The sequence below is a fragment of the Kitasatospora sp. NPDC087314 genome (assembly GCF_044744365.1).
In the GTDB taxonomy this organism is placed as follows: Bacteria; Actinomycetota; Actinomycetes; order Streptomycetales; family Streptomycetaceae; genus Kitasatospora.
This window is the reverse complement of sequence record NZ_JBIUYE010000021.1, coordinates 17,590-36,485: the sequence shown is the minus strand read 5'-3', so window position 1 is coordinate 36,485 and position 18,896 is coordinate 17,590. Positions and strand designations below refer to the sequence as shown.

Sequence of the window (18,896 nt, the reverse complement as noted above, 5' to 3'; positions counted from 1 at the left end):
GGGGTGCACCGGCGCGAGCGCCCGCTGTCACATGCCCCGTTGGCGACCGGGCGAACAGTCCGCGAGCAGCGTGTGGCCGTTTCGTGATCCTCAAGTTCCGCTCAGATCGGCTGACGGCACGTCGTCATCGCTCCTATGGTCGGCCCACCGGGGGCTGCGGCTCCGCCGGTCGCGGCTCCCGGATTTCGTACCACCATTGCCGCCCAAGGGAGTTCAGACTTTCACGGGCCGACACGAGGGAGCAGGCGCGATGGCCGAGAATCCGGTCGAGGACTCCACCCCTGCAGCCGCCCCCCTGGTCGTGCTGAGCGGCGTGAACAAGCACTACGGAGCGTTGCACGTCCTGCAGGACATCGACCTGGAGATCGTCCAGGGCGAGGTCGTGGTCCTGATCGGGCCGTCCGGCTCGGGCAAGTCGACGCTCTGCCGGACGATCAACCGGCTGGAGGCGATCGACTCCGGCGCGATCACCCTCGACGGCCGCCCGCTGCCCGCCGAGGGCAGGGAGCTGGCCCGGCTGCGCGCCGAGGTCGGCATGGTGTTCCAGAGCTTCAACCTGTTCGCGCACAAGACCGTGCTGGAGAACGTGGTCATCGGCCAGGTCAAGGTGCGCAAGGTCGCCCGGCCGGAAGCCGAGAAGACCGCCCGCGAGCTGCTGGAACGGGTCGGTGTCGGGGCGCAGGCGGACAAGTACCCCGCCCAGCTCTCCGGCGGCCAGCAGCAGCGCGTGGCGATCGCCCGGGCGCTGGCGATGAAGCCCAAGGTGATGCTCTTCGACGAGCCCACCTCGGCCCTCGACCCGGAGATGGTCAACGAGGTGCTGGAGGTCATGCGCCAGCTGGCCGCCGACGGCATGACGATGGTCGTGGTCACCCACGAGATGGGCTTCGCGCGCTCCGCCGCCAACCGCGTGCTGTTCATGGCCGACGGCCGGATCGTCGAGCAGAACACCCCGGACGCCTTCTTCACCGCGCCGCGCTCCGACCGCGCCAAGGACTTCCTCTCGAAGATCCTCCACCACTGACGCTCCGGGACGACCCGGGGCCGCCGCCGGCAAGGGCGCCGGGCGGCCCCGCCCGTGCACGCACCTTCCAGACGCCAGAGCCCGGTTGACGCCGTGGCCCAGCTCCCAGGAGAACACCCTCATGAGGACTCGTCGCACCCTCGCCGTCGCGCTCTGTGCCGTCGCGCTCACCGCCACCGCCGCCTGCGGCAAGGACGGCTCCCCCGGTGCCGCCGGCGCCGCCGCGAGCGGCAGCAACGCCCCGGCGCTGCCGACCTACACGGTCAAGACCGACGTCAAGATCGACTCCGCGGTCCTCGCCGAGGCCAAGAAGCGCGGCCAGCTGATCATCGGCGCCAAGGCCGACCAGCCGTTCCTGGGCTTCGAGGACGTCGCCAGCGGCGACCGCAGCGGCTTCGACATCGAGATCGCCAAGATGATCGCCGCCGACCTCGGCTTCACCCCGCAGCAGATCAAGTGGCAGACCCTGGTCTCCTCGCAGCGCGAGCCGGCCATCGCCAAGGGCCAGATCGACTTCTACGTCGGCACCTACAGCATCAACGACGAGCGCAAGAAGTCGGTCTCCTTCGCCGGCCCGTACTACATCGCCGGCCAGGACTTCCTGGTGAAGAACGACAACACCTCGATCACCGGCCCGGAGAGCGTCACCGGCAAGAACGTCTGCACCGCCACCGGCTCGACCTCGATCAAGAACATCCAGCAGTACAACGCCAAGGTCACCCAGTTCGACACCTACTCGGCCTGCGTCGAGAAGCTGATGGCCGGCGAGGTCGACGCGGTCACCACCGATGACGCGATCCTCAAGGGCTACGCCTCCAAGTTCGCCGGCAAGCTCAAGGTCGTCGGCAAGCCGTTCACCAAGGAGAACTACGGCGTCGGCCTCAACAAGGACGACGCGGCCCTGCGCGGCGCCATCAGCGACGCCCTCAAGGCCCACGAGGACAACGGCGACTGGAAGAAGGCCTACGACGCGACGCTGGGCCTGTCCGGCTCCGCCGCGCCGACCCCGCCGGCCCTCGACCGCTACTGATCCACCCGTGGTCGGCCGGCTCCCGGCCGACCGCTCCCGACCACTCCCGAGTCCCCGACCCCTGAGAGGAGGGCCGCCGGATGGGGTTCCTGTTCGAGGACGACAACTTCTCGTTGTTCCGCGACGGCTTCCTGCAGACGATCGAGCTGAGCGCGCTCAGCGCCCTGCTCGCCCTGCTGCTGGGCACCCTGCTGGCGGCCTTCCGGGTCTCCCCGGTGCCGGTCCTGCGTGCCTTCGGCACCGCCTGGGTGACGCTCTTCCGCAACACCCCGCTGACCCTGCTGTTCTTCGCCGTCGAGTTCGGCCTGCCGCCGCTCGGCGTGCACTTCAGCCACCTCGTCTTCGGGGTGCTGGCGCTCGGCGGCTACACCGCCTCGTTCGTCTGCGAGGTGATCCGCTCGGGCATCAACACCGTGCCGCTCGGCCAGGCCGAGGCGGCCCGCAGCCTCGGCATGACCTTCGGTCAGACCCTCACCCTGGTCGTCCTGCCGCAGGCCGCCCGGACCGTCCTGGCCCCGCTGAGCAGCGTGTTCATCGCGCTGCCGAGGAACTCGGCGATCGCCGGCGCGTTCAGCGTCGGCGAGCTGTACAGCGTGCAGCAGACCTTCTCCGAGCGCGGCTACGCGATCTTCGCGATCTTCTTCTGGGTGGCCTGCGCCTACCTGGTGATCAGCGCCGCGGTCGCCACGCTGTTCCGCGTCCTGGAATCCCGACTGGCGGTGGCCCGATGAGCAGCCTCTTCACCCGCACCTCCACGGCCAGCGTCCTCTACGACGCCCCCGGCCCGCGGGCCCGCGCCCGGTACCGGCTGTTCGGGGTGCTGGCGCTGATCGGTGTCGCCGGACTGCTCTGGTACGTCTTCGCCGCGCTCTCCGACAACGGCCAGTTCGACCCGCAGCTGTGGGACGTGTTCCAGTACAACACCGTCCAGCAGCGGATCCTGGACGGCCTGGTCTCCACCCTGGAGGCCTTCGGGCTGGCGGCGCTGTTCTCGCTCACGCTCGGGGCCCTGCTCGCCGCCGGGCAGCTCTCGGACCACAGGCCGATCCGCTGGGCGTGCGTCGGCTTCGTCCAGTTCTTCCGGGCGATGCCGCTGCTGATCCTGATCGTCGCGCTCTACTACGCGTTCTTCGCCAAGGAGCCGATGTGGGCGCTGGTGCTCGGGCTCACCCTCTACAACGGCTCGGTGCAGGCCGAGATCATCCGCAGCGGCGTCAACGCCGTCCCGCGCGGCCAGGGCGAGGCGGCCTACGCGCTCGGCATGCGCAAGACCCAGGTGATGGCCGGCATCCTGGTGCCGCAGGCGGTCCGCTCGATGCTGCCCTCGATGATCGGCCAGCTGGTCGTCACCCTGAAGGACACCTCGCTCGGCTTCGTCATCACCTACCACGAGCTGCTGTTCGTCGGTAAGGCGATCGCCAGTCAGCCGATCAACGCCGCGGGCTTCCCCTACATCCCCGTGGTCCTCGTGATCGGTCCGATCTACGTCGCCATGTGCCTGCTCCTCACCGCGCTCGCCCGGTGGATCGAAGCACGCGGCCGTCGCGGCGCGAACCGGCGCACTTCATCTGCTGCTTGACGCACACCCAGGTGAACTGTTGCATTGCTCTTCGTGACACCTCCCGGGAGCATCCACGCGGCATATGCGGCAGCGGTAACTGACGCCGGCCCATCGGCCGGTTCGTGCCCGGAGGTCACGGCATGGACCCGGTGATCGTGGTCGGGGCCGGACCGGTCGGTCTGGCCCTGGCCCTCGCCCTGGCCCGGCACGAGGTGCCGACCATCGTCCTGGACGAGGGCTCCGGGCTCTGTCCCGAGGGCCCGCGCAGCGTCGTCCTCGGCGCCGACACCGCCTCCTTCCTCACCCGGATCGGCTACCCGCGGGCCGTCTCGGACGCCGCCCTGTGGGACTCCTTCACCGTCTGGCGCCGCCGCCAGGAGATGCTGCGGATCGACCTCACCGACTCCCCCACCTTCCACCTCCCCCAGCACCGCCTCCAGCGCGGCCTGCGGGACGCCCTGACCGGCACCCCGCTGGTCAAGCTGGTCCCGCTGAGCCGGGTCTGCGAGCTCGAACAGGACCGCGACGGCGTCAGCGTCCGCACCCACGGCACCCAGGACGGTTCCAGCACCTGGTGGCGCGGCAGCCACCTGGTCGGCTGCGACGGCGCCAGGTCCGCCGTCCGCAAGCTCCTGAAGATCCGCTTCCCCGGCCGCCCCGCCGTCGACCGCAACGCCATCGCCACCGTCCGGGTCGACCTGCCGTTCCACGAGGCCCGGCTGCACCGCGAGCCCCCGTGGCGCGGCGACCGCGAGGCCTCCGCCCGCCCGCTGCCGGACGGCGTCTGGCGGCTCGACTGGCGGCTGCCCCCCGGGCGGCCCGCCCCCACCGAACCGGTCGACCCGCACGCCACCTGGCCCGGCATCGTCACCGGCGACACCCTGCTCACCCGGGTCACCACCGCCCTCACCGGCTGGTGCGGCGAACTCCCCCGCTTCGAACTGCTCGCCGCCGCCGACCACACCGCCCAGCAGCGCCTGGCCGCCCGGTTCCGCAGCGGCCGCTGCTTCCTCGCCGGCGACGCCGCCCACCTGCACGGCGCCCTCGGCATGCAGAACCTCGCCGACGGGCTGCGCGACGCCGACAATCTCGCCTGGCGGCTCGCCCTCGCCTGGCACCTCCACTCCGGCGGCCCGCAGCCCGGCGGCTCCCTGCTGGACGGCTACGAGGCCGAGCGGCGCGGCGCGGTCGGCGCCCGGCTGCGCGCCGTCGACCAGGCCATGCCGCTGCTGCGCCCGCTGCGCGGCTGGCAGCAGACCCGGCGCTCGCTGCTGGTCGGGGGCTTCCGCAAGCACGCGCCGCTGCTCGCCGACGGCCAGCTCGGCACCGGCCGCTTCGGCGGCGCGCCCGCCTACCCGGCGGCGCCCTCGGGCGTCCCCGGCCGGGTGCCGGTCCAGCGCGGCGCCCGCAGCGCCACCTCGCTCAGCGAACTGCTGCCCGCCACCGCCCCCGGCGTGCTCGTCCCGGACCTGCCGGTGCTCGCCGCCGACGGCACCCCGGACCACCTGCACGCCCGGCTCGGTGCCACCTTCCTGCTGCTGCTGGTCGCCCCCGGCACCGCCGTCTGGTCCGCCGAGCACTGGCTGGGCGCCGGGCTGATGCCGCGGCTCGCCGAGGTCGCCGCCGCGCTGCCGGTGCCGGCCGAGGTGCTGGTCACCGAGGAGTACCCGGAGGCCGGGCCGCACACCGTGCTGCTGATCCGGCCGGACGGGCACCTGGTCGGCGTCACCCAGGGCGCGGCCGCCGAGGACCTGCTCGCGCTCGCCGACCGGGCACGGGGCGGGCCAGCCCCGCTCGCCGGCGGACCCGAACCGGAGCCCGAACCCGCGGCCGCGCCTGCGCCTGCGCCGGAACAGGTGGACTCGCCCAGCGCGTGACGCTCACTCAGCCGGCCACCGCGATCGCCCGGCTCTCCCGGACCACCGTCACCCGGATCTGGCCCGGGTAGGTCAGCTCCTCGGCGACCTGCCGGGCGACCTCCCGGGCGATCGACTGCGCCCCCAGGTCGTCCACCTCCTCCGGCCGCACCATCACCCGCACCTCGCGCCCGGCCTGCATCGCGTACACCTCGGCCACGCCCTCGTGCGCACGGGCGATCTCCTCCAGCCGGGCCAGCCGCCGCACGTACACCTCCAGCGACTCCTTGCGGGCCCCGGGCCGCCCGCCCGAGCAGGCGTCCGCGGCCTGCGTGAGCACGGCCGCCACGCTGCGCGGCTCCACCTCGCCGTGGTGCGCGGCGATCGCGTGCACCACCTCCGGTGGCTCCCCGTGCCGACGGGCGAAGTCCGCGCCGACCGCCGCGTGGCTGCCCTCGACCTCGTGGGTGAGCGCCTTGCCGATGTCGTGCAGCAGCGCGGCCCGCCGGACCTGCTCAGGGTCCACCCCGAGTTCGGCGGCCATCATCCCGGCCAGGTGCGCGGACTCCAGCAGGTGCCCGAGCACGTTCTGCCCGTACGAGACCCGGTAGCGAAGGCTGCCCAGGGTGCGGACGAGTTCGGGGTGCATCCCGCCGACCCGGGCGTCCAGCAGGGCGTCCTCGCCGGCCCGTACGCAGCACTGCTCGACCTCCTCGCGGCTGCGCTCGTGGAGGTGCTCGATCCGGGTCGGGTGGATCCGGCCGTCCTCGACCAGCTGGGCCAGGGTGAGCCGGGCGGTCTCCCGGCGGACCGGGTCGAAGCAGGAGAGCTGCACCGACGCGGGAGTGTCGTCGATGATCAGGTTGACGCCGGTGACCGCCTCGAAGGCACGGATGTTGCGGCCCTCGCGGCCGATGATCCGGCCCTTCATGTCCTCGCTCGGCAGCCGGAACACGGTGACCGCCGTCTCGGCGGTCTGCACCGCCGCCAACCGCTGGATCGCCCCGGCGAGGATGCCCCGGGCCCGGCGCTCCCCCTCCTCCGTGGCCTCGCGCTCGATCTCCCGGACGGTGACGGCGGCCTCCCGCCGGGCCGAGGCCTCGGCCTCGCGCAGGAGTTCGGCCCGGGCCTGCTCGGCGGAGAGTCCGGCGGCCCGCTCCAGCACCGCCGCCCGGCGGGTCACCAGCGCCTCGGCCTCGCCCCGGGTGCGCTCCAGCTCCGCGGAGCGGACGGCGAGTTCGTCCTCCCGGGCCCGGATCCGGCGCAGCTCCTCGGTCAACTGTTCCTCGCGCCGGGCGAGTTCGGCCCGCTGCCGGGAGGTCTGCTGCTCGGCCCGGCCCCGGACGCGCTCGGCCTCGGCGGCGGCGCTGCGCTGGGCGGCCCGGAGCCGCCTGACCAGCAGCCCGGCCAGTACCGCGAGGACCAGCAGGGCGGCGCCGGCCGATCCGGCGAGCGGTAGCAGGGAGGCGTCCGATTCGGTGCCCGCCGAGATCCTCATGCCGCCCACTCCCCGTCACCGCTGCCCGCCGCCCGGCGTGGACCGCCGTCCGGAAGCGCCCCCGCACTGAGTGCGAGGCTAGGTGTGGGTCACGAAACGGTCAAGGCTCGACCTGGACTGGACCAAGAAGCGTACGAAACTGCCACTAGTCCCTCTCGGTTCCTGACAGTTCGCCCGCCTCTTCCTCCTCCAACGCGCTGCGCACCACCCGGAACGCCAGCCCCTCGGAGTAGCCCCGGCGGGCCAGCATGCCGACCAGCCGCCGCGTCCGGACCTGCCGGTCCAGCCCTCGGGTGGCCCGCAGCTTGCGGTCGACCAGCGCCCGGGCGGCCGCGGTCTCGTCGTCGTGGTCGAGCTGGGCGACGGCCTGCTCGACCAGGTCGGCGGCCACCCCCTTGGTGCGCAGTTCCTGGGTCAGCGCCCGCCGGGACAGGCCCCGGACGGCGTGCCGGGACTCCACCCAGGCCGCGGCGAAGGCCGCGTCGTCGATCAGCCCGACCTCTTCGAGCCGAGTGAGCACCTCGTCGGCGACGTCGTCCGGGATCTCCCGCTTGTGCAGGGCGTCGGCGAGCTGTTTGCGGCTCTTGGCGGCGCCGGTGAGCAGCCGCAGGCAGATGTCGCGGGCGCGGGTTTCGGGATCGACGGACTCCTCGGCCCCGGCCCGCTTCCGCGAGGTACGGGCTCCGGCGTCCTGCTCCTCGCCCGCCTCGCCCGACGTGTGTTCGGCGAAGCGCCCCCCGGAGCGTCCTGCCGCGCGCCGGCCCCGTCGCGCGCCGGCGCCGGTGTGCGGGGCCGGGGCGGCCACACCCCCGTGACCGGCCGCCTCGGCCCCGCCCGAACCGTCGACCGCCGCTGCGGTCGCGTCGAACTCCTCGGCCGCCAGCGCCGAGCGGCGCCGGCGGCGGCCTGCGGGCAGCTCCGAGGCGGAGACCAGCCCGAGCTCATCGACCGTCGGCTCCGCCGGAGCCGGCCCGGGCGCCGCGCCGCGCACCGCCCGGGCCGGCGCCCGGTCGAACTCCGGCTCCGAACCGGATGCCCACGATCCGGCGGAGGACCGCTCCCGCCGCCGCTCCTTCCGGGACTGCGACCGCGCTCGGGGCGCCCTCGCGGCCGACGGCTCCGGCTCCTCCGCCACCGCGGCGAACCAGTCCGGCGGGCCGTGGTCGTCGTCCTCGGGGCCGGCCGGGCCACCCACTGCGTCGTGCTGCGTCAACGGCTCAGGCCTTGGCAGCCGCCGCCGTCTTCTTCGCCGCGGCCGTCTTGGCGGCGGTCGCGGTGATCGGCTTCGCGGCGCCGTCGGCGGCGGCGGGCGCCGCCTCGCCCTCAGCCGGCTCGTCGGTCTTCGGGCCGATGCCGAGCTTGCCCTTGATCTTCCGCTCGATCTCGTCGGCGAGCTGCGGGTTGTCCCGCAGGAAGTTGCGGGCGTTCTCCTTGCCCTGGCCGAGCTGGTCGCCCTCGTAGGTGTACCAGGCGCCCGACTTGCGGATGAAGCCGTGCTCGACGCCCATGTCGATCAGGCCGCCCTCGCGGCTGATGCCGACGCCGTAGAGGATGTCGAACTCGGCCTGCTTGAACGGCGCGGCGACCTTGTTCTTGACCACCTTGACGCGGGTGCGGTTGCCGACCGCCTCGGTGCCGTCCTTCAGGGTCTCGATCCGGCGGATGTCCAGCCGGACCGAGGCGTAGAACTTCAGCGCCCGGCCACCGGTCGTGGTCTCCGGCGAGCCGAACATCACACCGATCTTCTCGCGCAGCTGGTTGATGAAGACGGCGGTGGTGTTCGACTGGTTCAGCGCACCGGCGATCTTGCGCAGCGCCTGGCTCATCAGCCGGGCCTGCAGACCGACGTGCGAATCGCCCATCTCGCCCTCGATCTCGGCGCGCGGGACGAGCGCCGCGACCGAGTCGATGATCACCAGGTCGATCGCGCCGGAGCGGATCAGCATGTCGGTGATCTCCAGGGCCTGCTCACCGGTGTCCGGCTGGCTGACCAGCAGGGCGTCGGTGTCCACCCCGAGCTTCTTGGCGTACTCCGGGTCGAGCGCGTGCTCCGCGTCGACGAAGGCGACCGTACCGCCGGCCCGCTGGGCGTTGGCCGCCAGGTGCAGGGTCAGCGTGGTCTTGCCGGAGGACTCCGGCCCGTAGATCTCGACCACGCGGCCACGCGGAATGCCGCCGACCCCGAGCGCCACGTCCAGGGCGGTGGACCCGGTGGGGATCACGTCGATCGGCTCGTTGGCCTTCTCGCCCAGGCGCATCACCGAGCCCTTGCCGAACTGCCGCTCGATCTGGGCGAGCGCGGTCTCAAGAGCCTTCTCGCGGTCCGTACCTGCCATGGCTTCCACCCTCGGGTTCTGTGCTGTGCGCTTCATCGTCCTCGACGCTAGCGCGTCCCACTGACAAACGAGCCCGACCCGGCTCCGCCTGTGGAAAACTCCTCGCCGGAGAGTACAAAGAACATCTGTTCGATTCAAGCCTCGCACGTCCGAACGGTGGCGGGGTCACTTCCCGTCGCCGCCGACCATCCGCCGCAGCCGCCGCGCCGCCTCCCGGCGCAGCTCCCGCCGGGCCCGCCGCTGCTCGCCCCGGTCGATCCGCGGGTCGGTGGCCACCTCGTACCGCCGCACGTACGTCCCGACGAAGCCCTGCAGGGTGGCCGCCGCCGGGATGGCGATCAGCGCGCCGACCGCGCCGAGCAGCGCCGCGCCCGCGATCACCGCCCCGAACGCGACCGCCGGGTGCACGTCCACCGTCTTCGCGGTGATCCTCGGGTGCAGCAGGTAGTTCTCGACCTGCTGGTAGACCACCACGAAGACCAGCACCCAGAGCGCGTCCACCGGCTGCACGGTGAGCGCCACCAGCACCGGCAGCGCGCCGGCCAGGTACGTCCCGATGGTCGGCACGAACTGCGACATGACGCCGACCCAGACCGCCAGCGCGGCCGAGTACGGCAGGTCGAGCAGCGCGAACATCACCCAGTGCCCGGCCGCCGAGGCCACCGCGAGCAGTGCCCGGGAGTACAGGTAGCCGCCGGTCTTGGCGAGCGCGATCTCCCAGGCCCGCAGCACCTCGCCCTGCTTGGCGGGCGGCAGCAGCGAGCAGACCGTCCGGCGCACCCGCGGGCCCTCGGCGGTGAAGTAGAAGGTGAACAGCCCGACCGTGAAGGCCTGGAAGAGCCCGCCGATCACGGTGGAGGAAACGCCCCAGACGTTGTCGGCGGCCTGCTGGGCGTAGTTCTCGATCGCACCGGAGTCCTTGAGCAGCTTCTTCTGCAGCTCACCCAGCGACAGGTCCTGATGGAAGGTCCGATTGACCCAGTTCATCAGATTGTCGACCAGGTGCGGCAGGTCCCCGGCGATCTTCGCCACCTGATCGACCAGCAGCGTGCCGAGCGCCGCGAGGAACCCGATCACCGCGATCCCCACCGCGACGAACACCAGGAAGGTGCCGACCCCCCGGCGCACCCCGCGCGCCGCCATCCGGTCGACGGCCGGCTCCAGCGCCAGCGAGAGGAAGAAGGCCACCAGCAGCATCACGAAGAGGTCGATCAGCTGGTGGAAGGCCCAGTCGGCGAGCTGGAAGAGCCCGACCAGCACCAGGGCCAACACCATCGCCCGGGGCAGCCAGCGCGGCATCCCGCTGCCCCAGAGCCTGCTGCCCGGCCCCTCACCCTCCGGCAGCCGCGGTTCGGGCGGCGCGCCCGCGGCCTCGTCGGCAACCCGCGCCGACCTGTCCGAATTCTGTGCTTCTGTGCTGCTGGTCACTCGGACAGTCTCACCCATGGCCCGGGCCCGCCCGAGCACCGGGCACCTCGTTCGGCCCAGAGAGATCGGGGATCAGGAATCAGCGCAGCACGCCGGAGACGCCCTGGGTCTCGCAGACCACCCGCCAGACGTCCTTGGCCTCCCAGCCGGCCTCCAGCGCCTGCCGCACCGTCCGCCCGCCGAGTTCGCTCATCACGTGGTCGGCGGCGAAGGACTCCGCGTACGCCTCCCCGAAGTGCGCGTGCATCCGTCGCCAGAACTCGGTCAGCCTCATGGCTCCAGTATCCCGGACCGCCCCGCGCCGCCCGCGGCCTGCCACTGCCCGGCCGTCAGCGCGTACTCGACCTCGCCGTGCTCGCTGCCGGGGATCGCCTCCGGGTAGTCCTCGTGGAAGGTGCGGACGTAGGACAGCCCGGTCTTCTCCATCACCCGCCGCGAGCCCGCGTTCACCGTCATCGTGTACGCCACCACCCGCCGCACGCCCAGCTCGGTGAAGCCGCGGCGGACCAGCGCCCGCGCGCCCTCGGTCGCGTACCCGAGCCCCCAGGCGGCCCGGCGCAGCCGGTACCCCAGCTCGACCTCGGAACGCTCGCCGTCCGTGGTCGGCCGGAACTCGAACCAGCCCAGGAACGCCCCGCCGGCCCGCTCCTCGGCCGCCCACCAGCCGAGGTCGCCGTACTGCCGGTAGTGCGCGAGGTAGCGCGGCAGCAGCTCGCCCTCGACCGTCTCCCGCGCGGTCGGCCGCCCGCCGGTGAGGTAGCGCATCACCTCGGGGTCGCCGTCCAGCTCGACAAGGTGGTCGGCGTCCGCCGCGGTGAAGCGGCGCAGGAGCAGCCGCTCGGTGGTGAGGAAGGTGGTCACGCCCCGATCCTCACCCGTCGGACCGGCCTCCGCACCCGGTTTTCCGCACCCGCTCCCCCACCCGCCTCAGTGCGGCAGCGCGAGCAGCCCCGCACCGAAGTACTGCCGGTCCCCGCAGGCGTACGGCCCGGGCGGGCAGGCGGCGGCCGCGGTACCGGCGAGCAGGGCGGCGAGCGGGCCGGAGCCGTAGTCCGGGTGCAGCGCGGCGGCCACCGCGACCGCGCCGGTGACGTGCGCCGCCGCCATCGAGGTGCCGGCCAGCGCCGCGTACTGCCCGCCGGGCCAGTCGGAGACGATCGCGCCCTGCGCGCCGCCGTCCGGGTCTCCGCCGGGGGCGGCCAGCGAGACCCGGCCGCGCCCGAAGTTCGAGTAGCCGGACGGGTGGCCGTCCCGGTTGACGGCGGTGACCGTGACCACGCCGGGCAGTTCGCCGGGCAGCCGGATGCACTCGGCGCCCAGGTAGCGGGAGCGGGCCGGCCCGGAGACCCGGTCGTTGGGACTGCGCTCGTCGGACCGGGCGGCCCCGAGGTCCTGCCCGTCGTTGCCGGCCGAGGCGACCACCACGGCGCCCTTGCGCTGGGCGTAGCCGGACGCCCGACCGACGGCGGCGATCAGCGCGGCCTGGTCCGGGTCCTCCGGGCAGTTGTACTTCCACGGGTCGGCGAAGTAGCTGTTGTTGATCGCCTTGGCACCGTGGTCGGCGGCCCAGAGCATGCCGCAGACGATGTTCTCGGCGAAGTACTGGCCGAGCGGCCCGAGCAGCCGGACGGCGGCGATCCGCACGCCGGGCGCGACCCCGGTGACGCCGTGGCCGTCCCGGGCGGCGCCGACGATCCCGGCGACGTGGGTGCCGTGACCGCTCTCGCCGACGCCGGGGTCGGGCCGCCAGGCGCCGGAGCGGGCATCGGGCCGACCGTCGGCGCAGGAGGCGGAAGCCTTCGGGTCGACGGCGGCCCGCAGGTCCGGGTGGGTGTCGTCGACGCCGGAGTCGAGCACCGCGACCAGCACCTTGCGCAGCGCGTCGGCGGTCGGCGCGGCGCCGGCCGCGGGCCCGGGCCGCGCGGCGGAGGCGTCGTCGGCCCGGGCACCGGCGGCGCCGAGCATGGCGAGGTTCCACGGGTCGCCCTCGGCCGGATCGGGCACGGTGACGGTGCCGCCGTCCATCCGGTCGGCGCTGCTGCGGCCGGCCCGGTCGGTGCCGGCGGAGAAGTCCCCGGCGCCGTCCAGCAGCCGGGGCGGGCCGACCACCGGCACGGTCCGGGTGGCGCCGACGGCGGCGATCCCGGGCCGGGCCCGCAGCTTGTCCGCGAAGCCGCCGGTGGCGTACGCCAGGACGGCCCCGATCTGCGGGTACTCCTGGACCACCTGCCCGCCCGCCGCCCGGCTCTCGGCGCCGGCCCGGGCGGCACCGGCGGTGTCCTCCTGCTCGGCCAGGACCAGGTAGCTGAGGTAGGACCGGCTCGATCCGGCCACGTACGGGACGGCGCCGCCGGCCACGAGCGCGGTGAGCAGCATCGCGAGCAGCGCCCGGACTGGCCCGCCGGTGCGGCGCCGACGGGCGGGGCAGGCGGGACCGCCGGACGGGTTCACCTGCGCCATCGCACGGCCTCCGCTCGTCGGTCCGATGGGTCACGAATGGATCACGGGTCTGAATCATCACCATATGAGCGGATAGCCCTTTGTGCTCCTTCAACTACACCCGTGCCACCACCGCTCCCCCGGCCCCCGGTTGTCGGTGCCACCCGGCACCATGGGGGGCATGGCGCCCCAGTACCCGACCCCGCCCACCGGAGACCCCCTGGCCGGATTCGCCCCGACCACCCGGGCCTGGTTCACCGGCGCCTTCTCCGCCCCCACCACCGCCCAGTCCCAGGCCTGGCACGCCATCCGGCAGGACACCGACGTCCTCGTGGTCGCCCCCACCGGCTCCGGCAAGACGCTCGCCGCCTTCCTCTCCGCCCTCGACCGGCTGAGCAGCACCCCGCCCCCGGCCGACCCCAAGCGCCGCTGCCGGGTCCTCTACGTCTCGCCGCTCAAGGCCCTCGCGGTGGACGTCGAGCGCAACCTGCGCGCCCCGCTGACCGGCCTGCGCCAGGCCGCCGTCCGCCTCGGCCTGCCCGAGCCCGAGGTCCAGGTCGCCATCCGCTCCGGCGACACCCCGGCCGCCGACCGCCGCCGCTTCGCCACCCACCCGCCGGACATCCTGATCACCACCCCCGAGTCGCTGTTCCTGTTGCTCACCTCCGCCTCCCGGGAGGCCCTGCGCGGCGTCGACACGGTGATCCTGGACGAGGTGCACGCGGTCGCCGGCACCAAGCGCGGCGCCCACCTCGCGCTGAGCCTGGAGCGCCTGGACGAACTGCTGGAGCACCCGGCCCGCCGGATCGGCCTGTCCGCGACCGTTCGCCCGGTCGAGGAGGTGGCCCGCTACCTCAGCCCGCAGCGCGGCGCCGTCGTCGTCCAGCCCTCCGCCGCCAAGGAGTTCGACCTGTCGGTGGTCGTCCCCGTCCCCGACCTGGACGACCTGCCCGCTGCCCCGGCCACCGGCGGCTCCGCCGACAACGACCCGCAGCGGCAGGCCTCCATCTGGCCGCACGTCGAGGAGCGGATCGTCGACCTGGTCCAGGCGCACCGCTCGACCATCGTCTTCGCCAACTCCCGCCGCCTCGCCGAGCGCCTGTGCAACCGGCTGAACGAGATCGCCCACGAGCGCGCCACCGGCACCGCCGCGCCCGAGGCGCACGCCCCGGCCCAGCTGATGGGCGGCTCCGGTGCGGCCAGGGGCGTCCCCCCGGTGCTCGCCCGGGCCCACCACGGCTCCGTCTCCAAGGAGCAGCGGGCGCTGGTCGAGGAGGAGTTGAAGGCCGGCCGGCTGCCCGCCGTGGTCGCCACCTCCAGCCTGGAGCTGGGCATCGACATGGGCGCCGTCGAACTGGTCGTCCAGGTCGAGTCCCCGCCCTCGGTCGCCTCCGGCCTGCAGCGGGTCGGCCGGGCCGGCCACCAGGTCGGCGCCGTCTCCACCGGCGTCTTCTTCCCCAAGTACCGCGGCGACCTGGTGCAGTCCGCCGTGGTCACCGAGCGGATGCGGGCCGGCCGGATCGAGGCGCTGCGCGTGCCGCGCAACCCGCTGGACGTGCTCGCCCAGCAGCTGGTCGCGATGACGGCGCTGGACAGCTGGCCGGTGGACGAACTGCTCACCGTGGTCCGCCGCGCCGCGCCCTTCGCCAGCCTCCCGCAGTCCGCCTTCGAGGCCGTGCTCGACATGCTGGCCGGCCGCTACCCCTCGGACGCCTTCGCCGAGCTGCGCCCCCGGGTGGTCTGGGACCGGGTGGCCGGCACCGTGACCGGCCGCCCCGGCGCCCAGCGGCTCGCCGTCACCTCCGGCGGCACCATCCCCGACCGCGGCCTGTTCGGCGTCTTCATCGCCGGCGCGACCGGGTCCGATCCGAAGACGGGGAAGAAGGGCGGCGGCCGGGTCGGAGAACTCGACGAGGAGATGGTCTACGAGTCCCGCGTCGGCGACGTGTTCACCCTCGGCACCTCCTCCTGGCGGATCGAGGAGATCACCCACGACAAGGTGCTCGTCACCCCCGCCCCCGGCGTCCCCGGCCGGCTCCCGTTCTGGAAGGGCGACACCCTCGGCCGCCCGCTCGAACTCGGCCGCGCCCTCGGCGCGTTCACCCGCGAGCTGGGCGCCCTGGCACCCGAGGACGCCACCTCCCGGCTCCGGCAGGCCGGCCTGGACGACTGGGCCGCCGCCAACCTGCTCGACTACCTCGCCCAGCAGCGCGCCGCCTGCGGCCACCTCCCGGACGACCGCACCATCGTGGTCGAGCGCTTCCGGGACGAGCTCGGCGACTGGCGGATCGTCATCCACTCCCCCTTCGGCGCCCAGGTGCACGCCCCCTGGGCACTCGCCCTCGGCGCCCGGCTGCGCGAGAAGCACGGCCTCGACCCCCAGGTCATGCACGCCGACGACGGCATCGTGCTCCGCCTGCCCGACGCCGACCTGCTGGCCCCCGACTTCGACTTCGCAAGCCCCACCGGTCTTTCCCCGCAGGCGGGTTCGGACGAGGCCCCGGTCGGCGCCGACGCCGCCCTGTTCGACCCCGCCGAGATCGAGCAGCTGGTCACCGACCAGGTCGGCGGCTCCGCCCTGTTCGCCTCCCGCTTCCGCGAGTGCGCCGGCCGCGCCCTGCTGCTCCCACGCCGCAGCCCCGGCCGCCGCACCCCGCTCTGGCAGCAGCGCCAGCGCGCCGCCCAACTGCTCGAAGTAGCCTCCGAGTACGGCTCGTTCCCGATCGTCCTGGAGGCCGTTCGAGAGTGCCTGCAGGACGTCTTCGACGTGCCCGGCCTGGTCGAGCTGATGGGCGACCTCGAATCCCGCGCCGTCCGCCTGGTCGAGGTCACCACCCCCGAGCCCTCGCCCTTCGCCCGGTCCCTCCTGTTCGGCTACGTCGCCCAGTTCCTCTACGAGGGCGACTCCCCGCTCGCCGAACGCCGCGCCGCCGCCCTCTCCCTGGACTCCCGGCTGCTCTCCGAACTCCTCGGCCAGGCCGAGCTGAGCGAACTGCTCGACCCGCAGGTGCTCGCCGCGTTGGAGGCCGAGCTCCAGCGCCTCACCCCCGAGCGCCGGATCAAGGACGCCGAGGGCGTCGCCGATGCGCTGCGCCTGCTCGGCCCGCTCACCGAGGCCGAGCTGGCCACCCGCGCCGCCGAGCCGCTCTGGGCACTGGAGTTGGAGGCCACCCGCCGGGTGATCCAGGTCCGGATCGCCGGCGAACCGCGCTGGGCCGCCGTCGAGGACGCCGGACGGCTGCGCGACGCGCTCGGCACCCCGCTGCCGGTCGGTGTCCCCGAGGCCTTCACCGAACCGGTCAAGGACCCGCTGGGCGACCTGCTCGCCCGTTACGCCCGCACCCACGGCCCGTTCACCGCCGCCGAGGCCGCCACCCGGTTCGGCCTCGGCACCGCCGTCGTCACCGGCACCCTGCACCGCCTCACCGCCGCCGGCCGCCTGGTCCAGGGCCAGTTCAGGCCGGTCGAGAGCCACACCGCCACCGCCGAGTGGTGCGACGCCGAGGTCCTGCGCCGACTGCGACGCCGCTCGCTGGCCGCCCTGCGCCACGAGGTCGAACCCGTCCCGCCGCGTGCCCTGGCCGCCTTCCTCCCGCAGTGGCAGCACCTGGCCGGCCACCGGCTGCGCGGCCCGGACGGCCTGCTCCGCGTGGTCGAGCAGCTCCAGGGCACCGCCCTGCCCGCCTCCGCCCTGGAGAAGCTGATCCTCCCGGCCCGGCTCGCCGACTACTCCCCCGGCCTGCTGGACGAGCTGATGGCAGCCGGCGAGATCGGCTGGTGCGGAGCCGGCGCGCTGCCCGGCAAGGACGGCTGGCTCAGCCTGCACCTGGCCGAGAGCGCCCACCTGCTGCGCCCCGAGCCCGTCCCGCCCGCGCTCACCCCCGTGCACAGCGCGCTGATGGCGGCGCTGGCCGGCGGCTACGGCCTGTTCTTCCGCCAACTGGTCCAACAGCTGCCGGAGGAGACCCCGGAGCCGGAGATCGTCGAGGCACTCTGGGACCTCGCCTGGGCCGGGTACGTCACCAACGACACCCTCGCCCCGCTGCGCGCCCTGCTCGGGTCCGGCCGAACGGCGGGCGCCACCGCCCACCGCGCGCCCCGGGCCACCCCGCGCGGCCGCTACGGCGGCGCCGGCCGCGCCTTCGGCCGGGTCGGCGGCGCCCTGCGCAGCGGCCCGCCGACGGTGGCCGGGCGCTGGTCGCTGCTGCCCGCCTTCACCGCCGACCCGACGGTCCAGGCCACCACCCGGGCGCAGAACCTGCTGGACCGGCACGGCCTGCTCACCCGGGGCGCGGTGGCGGCCGAACGGGTGCCGGGCGGCTTCGCCGGGGTGTACCGGGTGCTCGCCGCGATGGAGGAACGCGGCCGGGCCCGCCGGGGGTACTTCGTCGAGGGCCTGGGCGGCGCCCAGTTCGCCATGGAGGGCGCGGCGGACCGGCTGCGCTCGGTCAACGGCCGGCTGGAGCGGGCCCGGGCCGCCGAGTGGTCGGCCGCCCCGGCCGCCGAGCCGCCGCAGGTGCTGGTGCTGGCCGCCGCCGATCCGGCCAACGCCTACGGCGCCGCACTGCCGTGGCCGGAGCCGCCGGCGGCCCCCGGCGCCAAGGAGGCCAGGGCGCACCGCCCGGGTCGCAAGGCGGGCGCCCTGGTGGTGCTGGTGGACGGCGAGTTGGCGCTGTACGTCGAGCGGGGCGGCAAGTCGCTGCTGGCCTGGCCGGAGGACGAGGCCACCCGGGCGCTGGCGGCGGGCGCGCTGGCGGGCGCGGTCCGCGCGGGCGGGCTCGGCAGCGTCACGGTCGAGCGGGCCAACGGCGAGCCGGCCCTCGGCTCGGAGCTGGGCGCCGCCCTGGAGGCGGCCGGCTTCCACGCCACTCCGCGCGGCCTGCGCCTGCGCCCCTGAGGCACGACCGGAGGGCACTCCGCCGGACAGCGCCGAAGGCCGTGGGGCGGCTGTCGCCCCACGGCCTTCGTTCGTTCGCTCGTATCACCCGTTCGGGTGGCTCAACCCACCGGCGGCTGCGCCTCCACCGGGACCACGGCCTCGGGGTGCGGGCGCCGCTGCGGCCCGGTCGCGTTCCGGTCGGCGTGGACCGGGATCAGGCCGAGCCCCCAGCCGCCGGCCACGAGCAGTCCCAGCACCGCACCGTCCGCGAACTGTCCGCGGACCACCAGGAGCCACCAGAACAGCCCCGCCGACAGGACCAGCAGGACCCGGCGGGCCGACCACGGTTCCAAACGCCGCAGCCGTATTCGGGCCTCCGTGCACACCGTCGCGGCTCTTCGCACGACCGCCCTCCTTCGCTCGCCCCGGGCACCAGGAGCCCGGGAGTCGAGGCCGGGTTCAGGCGGCGACCACGTCCATCGCGGCGGCCTTGGGCGACATGTTCGCCCGGTCGGTGCCGGGGGCGGGCAGCGGAACCGGTTCGAGTACCGGCCTCAGCAGATCACCTTCGGAGAGGGTGGCCATCGCCGCAAGTTCGGCGAGCGAGAGTTCGTCGCTGACCTCGCGCATGACCTCGGACATCCGGACGTCCAGCGCGTCGCAGATGGCGGAGAGCAGCTCCGAGGAGGCCTCCTTCTGTCCCCGCTCGACCTCGGAGAGGTAACCGAGCGAAACCCTGGCGGCCGCCGACACCTCGCGGAGTGTGCGGCCCTGGCGCTGGCGCTGCCGACGCAGTACATCGCCCAGTAGGCGACGGAGCAGGATCATCGGTGCCTCCCTCCTCG

15 protein-coding genes are annotated in these 18,896 nt (G+C 74.1%); 6 read left to right on the top strand and 9 right to left on the bottom strand.

The annotated features are described in order from the left end of the window. Positions 1-250 precede the first annotated feature (250 nt). From ACIO5E_RS35435 to ACIO5E_RS35415, 5 genes are all read left to right on the top strand, one after another. A complete protein-coding gene (locus tag ACIO5E_RS35435) occupies positions 251-1,024 on the top strand; it encodes an amino acid ABC transporter ATP-binding protein (RefSeq protein ID WP_400675998.1) in 774 nt (257 codons plus the stop codon). A 121-nt stretch (positions 1,025-1,145) separates the two neighbouring features. Beyond that, positions 1,146-2,054 (top strand): glutamate ABC transporter substrate-binding protein, encoded by a 909-nt coding sequence (locus ACIO5E_RS35430; RefSeq protein ID WP_400675996.1) that lies wholly within the window; start codon positions 1,146-1,148, stop codon positions 2,052-2,054. Between the two features lie 80 nt (positions 2,055-2,134). Then, on the top strand, positions 2,135-2,785 hold the full coding sequence (locus ACIO5E_RS35425) for an amino acid ABC transporter permease (protein WP_280685732.1): 651 nt from the start codon (positions 2,135-2,137) through the stop codon (positions 2,783-2,785). Beyond that, the gene (locus ACIO5E_RS35420) at positions 2,782-3,633 is read left to right on the top strand and encodes an amino acid ABC transporter permease (RefSeq protein WP_400675993.1); all 852 of its coding nucleotides are present in this window, start codon (positions 2,782-2,784) and stop codon (positions 3,631-3,633) included. The genes ACIO5E_RS35425 and ACIO5E_RS35420 overlap by 4 nt, the downstream gene beginning before the upstream one ends. 122 nt (positions 3,634-3,755) lie before the next feature. Beyond that, positions 3,756-5,492 (top strand): FAD-dependent monooxygenase, encoded by a 1,737-nt coding sequence (locus tag ACIO5E_RS35415; protein ID WP_400675991.1) that lies wholly within the window; start codon positions 3,756-3,758, stop codon positions 5,490-5,492. 7 nt (positions 5,493-5,499) lie between these two features. On the opposite strand, the gene rny is transcribed toward ACIO5E_RS35415, so the two are convergent. The 7 genes from rny to ACIO5E_RS35380 all read right to left on the bottom strand — a co-directional run bounded on the left by rny (position 5,500) and on the right by ACIO5E_RS35380 (position 13,193). Then, positions 5,500-6,969 carry a ribonuclease Y gene (gene rny, locus ACIO5E_RS35410; RefSeq protein ID WP_400675989.1) on the bottom strand — a complete coding sequence of 490 codons (1,470 nt, stop codon included), beginning with the start codon at positions 6,967-6,969 and terminating at the stop codon, positions 5,500-5,502. 145 nt (positions 6,970-7,114) lie between these two features. Then, positions 7,115-8,182 (bottom strand): recombination regulator RecX, encoded by a 1,068-nt coding sequence (gene recX, locus ACIO5E_RS35405; RefSeq protein ID WP_400675987.1) that lies wholly within the window; start codon positions 8,180-8,182, stop codon positions 7,115-7,117. Between the two features lie 4 nt (positions 8,183-8,186). After that, positions 8,187-9,305: a recombinase RecA gene (gene recA, locus ACIO5E_RS35400; RefSeq protein ID WP_280685728.1), complete on the bottom strand. Its 1,119-nt coding sequence runs from the start codon at positions 9,303-9,305 to the stop codon at positions 8,187-8,189. Positions 9,306-9,470: 165 nt separating this feature from the next. After that, complete coding sequence (locus ACIO5E_RS35395) at positions 9,471-10,733, bottom strand: AI-2E family transporter (RefSeq protein WP_400675985.1); 1,263 nt, start codon at positions 10,731-10,733, stop codon at positions 9,471-9,473. Positions 10,734-10,812: 79 nt separating this feature from the next. Next, positions 10,813-11,007, bottom strand: a complete 195-nt coding sequence (locus ACIO5E_RS35390) for a DUF3046 domain-containing protein (RefSeq protein ID WP_280685727.1) — start codon at positions 11,005-11,007, stop codon at positions 10,813-10,815. Beyond that, complete coding sequence (locus ACIO5E_RS35385; RefSeq protein WP_400675983.1) at positions 11,004-11,594, bottom strand: GNAT family N-acetyltransferase; 591 nt, start codon at positions 11,592-11,594, stop codon at positions 11,004-11,006. Before ACIO5E_RS35385 ends, ACIO5E_RS35390 begins: the two co-directional genes overlap by 4 nt. Positions 11,595-11,660: 66 nt before the next feature. Continuing rightward, a complete protein-coding gene (locus ACIO5E_RS35380) occupies positions 11,661-13,193 on the bottom strand; it encodes a S8 family serine peptidase (protein WP_400675981.1) in 1,533 nt (510 codons plus the stop codon). 160 nt (positions 13,194-13,353) lie between these two features. Here ACIO5E_RS35380 and ACIO5E_RS35375 point away from each other — a divergent pair, with 160 nt between their 5' ends. Then, positions 13,354-18,069, top strand: a complete 4,716-nt coding sequence (locus ACIO5E_RS35375; protein ID WP_400675979.1) for an ATP-dependent helicase — start codon at positions 13,354-13,356, stop codon at positions 18,067-18,069. Between the two features lie 101 nt (positions 18,070-18,170). Here the strand turns inward: ACIO5E_RS35375 and ACIO5E_RS35370 are convergent, their stop codons facing one another. After that, positions 18,171-18,455, bottom strand: a complete 285-nt coding sequence (locus ACIO5E_RS35370; protein WP_280685723.1) for a hypothetical protein — start codon at positions 18,453-18,455, stop codon at positions 18,171-18,173. Positions 18,456-18,510: 55 nt separating this feature from the next. Further along, entirely contained in the window at positions 18,511-18,879 is a 369-nt protein-coding gene (locus ACIO5E_RS35365; protein ID WP_049660741.1) for a helix-turn-helix domain-containing protein, read from the bottom strand. Positions 18,880-18,896: the final 17 nt, after the last annotated feature.